The organism is Kitasatospora sp. NPDC091257 (genome assembly GCF_044757675.1).
Lineage (GTDB): Bacteria > Actinomycetota > Actinomycetes > Streptomycetales > Streptomycetaceae > Kitasatospora > Kitasatospora lactacystinica.
The window spans coordinates 1-6,415 of sequence record NZ_JBIVVI010000471.1 but is presented as its reverse complement, the minus strand read 5'-3'; the positions used below and the strand labels follow the sequence as shown (position 1 = coordinate 6,415).

Below are 6,415 nucleotides of genomic sequence, written 5' to 3'. Positions count from 1 at the left end.
CCCAGGACCAGGGCACCCCGCCGACAGCTACCCCTCATCTGCAGCCCTCGGCCCGCAGCCGGCCACCGAGCAGGACCCCGGCCTCGCCGAGCTGGACCTGCCACTTCCCGGGAGGCCGCCCACCTGCTGCGCGGCCACTCGAAGCCGAGTGCGGACGGACGGCGGGGACGTTCTCATCCTGACCGTCCACGCCTTCGGTTGCCCCGTTTGGGCGGCCCGCTGACCACATCAGAGCCACCTGCAGGCACAGCAGATCACAACCCGAGTACCGCCTGCCGCCGCCCGAGCCGCCCGTGGCAAAGCCCACTTGATTGGCACGGAGCCGCCCCTACCTTCACGGCCATCAACCCGGTGCAGCCCCCTGGTGGCTGCGCCCGCCCCTCCCCGGAGAGACGGACAGATGGTCGTTGCCGACACCCCAACCCTGCTCAGGCCCGGCATTGCCGTGCTGGTCAGCACCCCGAACGGCCTGGACCACCCAGGCACCCTCACCGCCGTGACCGATCGCGGCCGCCGGTGCACCGTCGACATGCAGCCCGTCGAGGGCAGCGCCTACGACAGCCCTACCGGTCTCACGGTCGCCTGGCCCGCCAACCGCGTTCGGGCTGCCGGCACCACCCTCGCCGCGGCCACCCCTGTCGAGATCGACGTCGCTCTGGCCGCACTCGACTCCTGGTACCGGAAAGCGCGCTATCGCCTCGATCTCGCCGTCGAGGTGCTCCATGCAGCGGTCGGAGACCGCCGGACCGGCAGTAAGAACCGCGGACCATGGCTCATGTCCGACGCCCAGGCGCTCGAAGCCGCCCGCAGGAGCGACCGGACCGACCCTGCGATCCCCCCAGCCCTCGACGCCCACGCAGCAGCGAGCACTGAACTCCGAAGGATCGCTCAGGAGCAGGCGCCGTACCTGGCCGAGTGGAAGCGGCGGGGCGGTTGGAGCCGCACCTTCCTCGCCCAACCCGACCGCGGGATCGGGCACGCCCACCGCAGCGAACACTGCTCGACCTGCCACAACGGACCGCAGCGCACCCGGCTTGCCTGGCTGACCGCCTACTCCGGCGCGACCGACGAGCAGATCGTCCGGGACGCCGGGGAGCGCGCATGCACCGTCTGCTTCCCCGACGCTCCGGTCGACGCCCACCGCCGGCCCAGCCGCATGACCTCCCGCGCAGAGGCCGCGGCCCGAAAGAAGCGGCAGGACCGCGAACTCGAGAAGGTGGCCCGGGCCGCCAGCAAGGCCGCCAACGCAATCGCCAACCCCGACGGAACCCCTCTACGCATTACCGGACGCGGGCGGACCGAGACCATCGAGACCACCCACGCAGCCCGCATCTGGCTCGCCGACGCCTTCGAGTCCTGGCGCCCCACGCCGGACGACAGCGCCATCCAGCAGGTAGCCGCCGCGATCGCCCACAAGGAGGGCAAGACCCCCGAAGACGCCATCGAGGAGGCGAAGACCCGGGCCCGCCGCCGAAAGTAGCCGCACCGCTGCGCCGACCGAGCCTTCGGTCGGCGCAGCCGTGTGCCGGCGGAAGGGTCGAACCGAACCGCAGACGCCAGCATGGAACCTGCTGGCGGGCGGCCGCCGCTCGGCAGCTCCACCTGGCACAGCGACAAGAGGACTGAGCCGAAGCAGTTCTCTGCACGGGTTGCGTCGGGACGCTCCGGGCTGTTCGACCGGTGCCACCGCAGGCGAGGTCCGTGTGGCGCCAGAGGCCGCAGCACGCGCCCGGCCTGCATCGGCGAAGGGGCCGTGGAGGCACTTGACCAGCCGCTGCCCGCGATTACGTTGACGCCCCACAGCCGGGCCGGACGGCTGACAGTTGTCCCGGCCCGCGCCTCGTCAACCGACTGCGCGATCTGCCGCAGACCGCCTTCTGCACCCGTCCGGAGCTGACCCATGCCCCGATTTCCTCGTCCTCTCGCCGGCGTTTTCCGACGTTCCGGCAGTGCCTCGCAGCCTCGCGGTCACGCCGCATCCTCGGCCCAGAGCTACACCGCAACGGTCCTCCTGAACGTCACATCCGGTCCGCGTGGCCAGTACCTGAACTTCTTCGGCTACCAGCACGGCCAGCCGCTCGCCCGGGCGGAGATCCTCGGCGACGGCCCCCTGGTCCTGACCGTCGAGGCGTCCACCGTCGAGGCGGCAGCCGACCGTGTGTACCTCATCGGCAACAGCGCCGGCGCTGACTCGTTCAACCGCAGCTGGCCAAGCGGCGTGCGGGCGGTCTCCGTCGGAGACGTTCTGCACATCACCGGATCGGACGGCCGCGAGGTTCACCTGGCGGTGGCCTCCGATGGATATGAGCGGGTGGATGCGCCGGCCACCATCGTTCCGTTGGCCGGCAGCACCGCTCTCACCCACGGGGAGATGTAGCTCCCGTCCACCGCATGTGGCCGCCCCTCCCGCGGGGCGGCCACATGCATTCGAGGCGTCGAGCGCGTCACCGAACTCCATGCGAGAGCCCACAGCCTGCGTTCCCAGGCCCAGTTCCAGGTCCTGCTCAGCCACTGCAGAGGTAGCCAGATCGCGGTGGCCGGTGAGCGGTCCCGCTCGGCGGCCAGCAGCAGTCGACACCTGCCCGAGGCTGCCCGATCGGCCTGGTGGTCTCCGGTGGTGACGCAAAAGCCCGCCCCGACCAGGCCCGCGCGCTTCGACGCGCCCGGCCTGGCGGCGACGGCCGCTGCTGGCCCGCGCGGCAGGCCGGACCGAGTCAAGGCGGTCCCGGCCGGGGGGTGAACGGCTCGACACGACGGCTACCTTCCCCCTTGCTTCCACCGGGCATCAGCGACGGCCGAAGAGGTTCGCGTGCCGGCTCGGCCGCGGGCGACGACTCAGCTCGGCCCGCCCAGATCAAGCGCTCACTCCCGCCGGCGCCGCGCCTACCAGCAGGCGCGGCGCCATCCCCCTGCGACAAGGAGCATCATGTCCGCATCCCCTCGGCTTCCGGTCCGCGGCTGCCTCCCTGAACATGCGGCCGTTCCGGCGGTTCGGATCGCACTCGACGTGCTGGCCGACGCCAAAGTGACCCGCGCCGACCTCGCCTCCGAGGAAGCTCACCAGGCCAGGAACCTGCGTTGCACGGTCGGCGCCGTCGCCGCACCCCACGGACGCGCCTCCGACCTGATCGTGGAGTGGTACGAGGACGGGGCCGTCGACGAGGCCCTTCTGCCGGCCCGCCGGATCCAGACGGTCCGAAGCGCGCGCAACCGAGCCCTCGACGAATGTGCCGGCCTGCTGCGCGACATCGGCTACACGGTGACGCCCTCCGAGTCCTCGCTCACCCGCACACGGCGGCTGCAGAGCCTGCTCGTGTCCGGCGCGCCCTACGAACCCGCGAGGAACGTGACACGGGCCCTCACCTCGCGCGGCCTGTCCCGGGCCGGCGTCCTCCCGGCGTATTGGGAGACTCCGGACCTGTACCGCGTCATGAGGGCCTCCGGCGCGCTCCTCCTGACGTTCTCGCACGCGACGAAGGTGGAGCGGGTCCGGGACGCCGTTGCCACACTGCGCGCCCAGGGCCTGAATGCCGGCGAGGACGCGCCGAGCCTGTACGGCGTCGGCTACGGCGTCCTGGTGCGCCGAGGCGAACGGCCGACCGGCGAGCGCGACGGACTGCGCCCGGAGACCCCAGAGTACCGGGCCGCCCGAGACCTGCTGTGGGTCCGCGGGTTCTCCCGTGAGAACTGCGAGCGCGGCACGATCGGGCACCGGGTCTACCCGCAGTTGCCTCCGCACCTTCGAGACGGTGTCTTCAACGTCGACAACACCTCGCCCACCGTCCTTGCCGCCTTGCACGACCGGGTGAGCGTGACCGCTCCGGACAGCGCCTACGCGGAAGGGCACGGCCGGGACCTGGCCACCGTGCTGTCGGCCGCGCACGAGGTGGCGTTCGCGGAGGCCGGCTGGACCGTGGTGCGCGAGGACCTGATCACGATCACGGTGCACCGCGGCCACGCGCTTCGAGTGGCCGCGGCCCGCGAGCGAGGCACGGCACCGGAGGCCGCCGAAGCAACGGTCTGACCTCAGTCCTGACAATGATCGCCCCACGCCTTGCCCACCGGGCCGCACAGCATCCCTCTGCTGTGCGGCCCGCCGTCGTCAGGACGAAGCAGCCGGCGACCGGATGATGCGCTGCCCAGCGGCCCGCCGCCGTCGGCATCAAGGTCTGCCCGCCCGGCGTCCCGGGCCAGACCCGAAGCGCCCGGCACGTCGCTGCCCCGACACGCCACGTGCAACCAACACCGGAAGGGCCCCTCGCCGAGCTTGACCCGCTGTAGCGCGTAGTTACCTTCCGGGTTGAGGGATCGCCACGGACCATTCCCCGCTAGCGACGTGCGCCCGGCGACGTTTCGCACCCCACGCTCCACCACCGTGGGCCGCCGCGGAACCTCCCTCACCCCATCGCTACCGTGATCGGAGTATCACCATGGCCCCAAGCACACTTCTGCTGGACAGCCTGATCCACAGCACCGAGCCGTCCGAACCCCACCAGCTGAGCACCTTCACCAGGGTGAAGCCCAGCGGGCGTCTCATCGCCATCGTGGACGCCACCTCCATCATCCTGGATTTGCGATCGACGCGCGCAGACCTGCTGGACCTCACCGACGGTCAGTACGTCACCGTGGTGACCCGCAACCTCGCGCCGGTGTTCTCGACGCCGCAGATCCACGCGTGGCAGGGGCGGATCGTCCAGCAGCCGGGCCTGACCGCACTCAAGCCCAAGGGCGCCCGCACCCGCGGCTACGACCTCGCCCGACTCGGAGACGTGCTCGACATCGTCCCCGGGTTCGGACCCAAAGCCCTGGACGAGGCCCGGAAGCGGATCGAAGCCGTCACCGCCCTCTTCGCCCGGGCGACCGACCTCACCCCTGACAGCTTCACCGCGCTGCCCACCGCCTCAAACGCCACCTTCGAGGCGCCTTGCACGATGGCGCTGGTCACGACCCTCGTCAGCCCCGACCAGTCGCCTGTCGCCGGCGCCCTGTGGCTGCTCAGGGACCGCATCCCGGACCCCGACATACCGGGCGACACCCTGAACGGCGTCCTCATCGTCCCGCCCTCCACGCTCACCAGCGAACACGGAAGCGTCTACACCAGTCGACTGCCCCAGACCACCGCCGTCCTCCCGCTCACCACCCCCATTCCCTGGCCGACCGCCTCCGACCTGGCCACCCCCGGCACCTACCTGACCACCCTCAACCACCTCACACCCCCGACCACCGCCTGACCCGCTTCCGGCCGCCCCGCTCACCAACCAGCGGGGCGGCCGCCCGCACCGCTGACCACTTGACCGGCCAAGCAGGATCGCTACGGTCCCGGCCAGCACCTCAGACGCAGTGCACCACGAAGCCGCGCACACGCGTCAATGAGCTCGACTACCGCGCCCCGACGCCCATTTTGGCTTTGTTCACGACCTCCGGTTCTGGCTCAACTTCTGGGCTCTGTCGCTGATTGAGGGGTGCGTGCCGACCGTGCTCGGGTAGTGGGCATGACCTGGGCGTGATGGATGCGGTGCGTGTGGCGGACCTTCTCTTCCCGGGGATCGGGGTGGAGGTCGAGGAGATGGTTCTCGGGGAAGACGAGGTTCGTCTCGCGGTGCGGTCGGTGGCGGCGTCGGCCGTCTGTCCGGGGTGCGGGCGGATGTCGTCGCGGCTGCACTGCTACTACCGGCGGCGTCTTGCGGACCGTCCGGTGGCGGGTCGGCGGGTGCGGCTGGACCTGAGGGCGCGTCGTCTCGTGTGTGGGAACGACCGGTGCGGGCGGCGGACGTTCGCCGAGCAGATCCCGGCCCTGACGTCCCGCCACGCGCGTCGCACGACCGCGCTCACCGCTCAGCTCACCGACATCGCCCTCTTTCTGGGCGGACGGGCCCGAGCCCGGATCTCCGGTCGTCTGGCCATGACCACGTGCCGGGACACCCTGCTCCGTCTCATCCGCGCACTGCCCGTCCCGTCGCCGGGCCTCGTCCCGCGTCTGGGAGTGGACGAGTTCGCCGTTCGCCGTGGTCGCACCTACGCGACGGTCCTCGTGGACATGGACACCCACCGCCCGATCGACGTCCTGGCCGATCGCACCGCGAACACCTTCGCCACCTGGCTGCGCGACCACCCCGAAGTACGGACGATCTGCCGCGACCGCGCCGGATCCTTCCGCGACGGTGCCCGAACAGGCGCGCCGCAGGCCCAACAGGTCGCCGACGCCTGGCATTTGCTGCACAACCTCGCCGAGGCCGTCGAGCGCGTCGTCGGCCGCCACCGCGCCGACCTGCGCGAACCCCTCGCCCTCGGAGAAGAGCAGGATGACATGCCCCGTTCCGGGGCTGCCGGCTCGAACGAGCTGGACGTCCACGGCCGGCCGCGTCCCCTGGTCGCCCGCACGCGCGAGCGTCACCAGCAGATCCACGAACGCATC

At 71.3% G+C, this 6,415-nt stretch carries 6 protein-coding genes; all 6 read left to right on the top strand.

Features of this window, described 5'->3' with window-relative positions; translation table 11 throughout:
- A partial coding sequence (locus ACIQOV_RS21835; RefSeq protein ID WP_401050828.1) for a hypothetical protein occupies positions 1-223 on the top strand: 223 nt, incomplete at its 5' end.
- Between the two features lie 177 nt (positions 224-400).
- Complete coding sequence (locus tag ACIQOV_RS21830) at positions 401-1,480, top strand: hypothetical protein (RefSeq protein ID WP_401050825.1); 1,080 nt, start codon at positions 401-403, stop codon at positions 1,478-1,480.
- 420 nt (positions 1,481-1,900) lie between these two features.
- Positions 1,901-2,377: a hypothetical protein gene (locus ACIQOV_RS21825; protein ID WP_331768663.1), complete on the top strand. Its 477-nt coding sequence runs from the start codon at positions 1,901-1,903 to the stop codon at positions 2,375-2,377.
- A gap of 630 nt (positions 2,378-3,007) precedes the next feature.
- Complete coding sequence (locus ACIQOV_RS21820; RefSeq protein ID WP_401050822.1) at positions 3,008-4,024, top strand: hypothetical protein; 1,017 nt, start codon at positions 3,008-3,010, stop codon at positions 4,022-4,024.
- Between the two features lie 406 nt (positions 4,025-4,430).
- Positions 4,431-5,231, top strand: coding sequence for a hypothetical protein (locus tag ACIQOV_RS21815; protein ID WP_331768665.1), 801 nt, complete (start codon positions 4,431-4,433; stop codon positions 5,229-5,231).
- A gap of 275 nt (positions 5,232-5,506) precedes the next feature.
- Positions 5,507-6,415 (top strand): ISL3 family transposase (locus tag ACIQOV_RS21810; protein ID WP_401050830.1); only part of this gene is annotated, 909 nt, incomplete at its 3' end.